Genomic DNA, 1649 nt, shown 5'->3' on the forward strand with positions numbered 1-1649 from the left:
CCCGGCAGCACGATCTGGATCTGCGCCGGCTCGTGGGTTCCGGCCCGGACGGGCTGATCCTGCGGGCCGACGTGGAGTCCGCGATCCGGGCGGCGGCCGGAGCACCCGCCGGGGCGCCCACCGGGGCGCCCGCTCCGGAGGCCGCCACGGTCGCTTCCCCCGCGACCGGCGCCTCCCCCGCCTCTGCGGCGACCGCCGCAGCCGTCGGCGAGCGGATTCCGCTGCGCGGGGTACGCGGAGCCGTCGCCGACAAGCTCGCCCGCAGCCGGCGCGAGATCCCCGACGCCACCTGCTGGGTCGACGCGGACGCCACCGAACTGATGGCCGCGCGGGCCTCGATGAACAGCGTCACCGGACCCGGCACCCCCAAGGTGTCCGTCCTCGCGCTCCTCGCCCGCATCTGCACGGCGGCCCTGGCCCGTTACCCGGAGCTGAATGCCACGGTGGACCAGGAGGCGCGCGAGATCGTACGGCTGCCGCAGGTCCACCTCGGGTTCGCGGCGCAGACCGACCGGGGCCTGGTCGTCCCCGTCGTCCGCGACGCCCATGCCCGCAGCACGGAGTCCATCGGCGCGGAGATCGCCCGGCTGACCGAGGCCGCGCGCACCGGCACGCTCACGCCCGCCGAGCTGACCGGCGGGACGTTCACCCTCAACAACTACGGGGTGTTCGGGGTGGACGGCTCGACGCCGATCATCAACCACCCCGAGGCCGCCATGCTGGGCGTCGGCCGCATCGTCCCCAAACCGTGGGTGCACGACGGGCAGCTCGCCGTGCGCCAGGTGGTCCAGCTCTCCCTCACCTTCGACCACCGCGTCTGCGACGGCGGCACCGCCGGGGGCTTCCTCCGGTACGTGGCGGACTGCGTGGAGCGGCCGGCGCTGCTGCTGCGGAGCCTGTAGGGGCCCCCGGGGAGGGGCGGGCCCCGGCCCCCGCATACTCGGGGCATGACCGCGTACGACGCCATCGTTCTCGCCGGAGGGGCCGCCAGCCGGCTGGGCGGCGCCGACAAGCCGGGCCTGCGGGTCGGCGGCCGGGCCCTGCTCGACCGGGTGCTCGCCGCGTGCCCCGACGCGGGCACCACGGTCGTGGTGGGGGACCGGCGGGCCACGGTACGACCGGTGACCTGGGCCCGCGAAGCCCCGCCCGGCGGCGGCCCGTTGGCGGCGCTGCACGCCGGGGCCCGGCACACCTCGGCGCAGAACGTGCTCGTGCTCTCCGCCGACCTCCCGTTCCTCGGCGCGGACACCGTCCGGGCCCTGCTGACCGCCGCGACGGAGACCGGTGCCGAAGGCGCGCTCTGCCTCGACGGGGAGGGCCGCGAACAACCGCTGGTCGCCGTCTACCGCGCCGAACCCCTCCGCCGCGAGTTGGCACTCCTCGCCGCCGAGCACGGAGGGCTCGCCGGGCTGCCGCTGCGCCTGCTCACCCGGGAACTGACGCTGCGCCGGGTGCCGGCCGGTCCGCTCGCCTCGTTCGACTGCGACACCTGGGAGGACCTCGCTTCCGCCCGTGCCCGGATCAGAGAACATGGGACGGTGCTGGATGAATGGATCCCCGCAGTCAAGGAAGAACTCGGCCTCGACCTCGACGTCGACACCGCCCTCCTGCTCGACCTCGCCCGCGACGCCGCCCACGGCGTCGCCCGG

At 75.9% G+C, this 1649-nt stretch carries 2 protein-coding genes; both read left to right on the top strand.

The features are described from left to right. Positions 1-902: dihydrolipoamide acetyltransferase family protein (locus MHW47_RS35230; RefSeq protein ID WP_239227882.1), on the top strand; the 902-nt coding region annotated here is incomplete at its 5' end. A gap of 45 nt (positions 903-947) precedes the next feature. After that, a partial coding sequence (locus tag MHW47_RS35235) for an NTP transferase domain-containing protein (RefSeq protein WP_239227883.1) occupies positions 948-1649 on the top strand: 702 nt, incomplete at its 3' end.

Source organism: Streptomyces sp. OfavH-34-F (assembly GCF_022347745.1).
Taxonomy (GTDB): domain Bacteria; phylum Actinomycetota; class Actinomycetes; order Streptomycetales; family Streptomycetaceae; genus Streptomyces.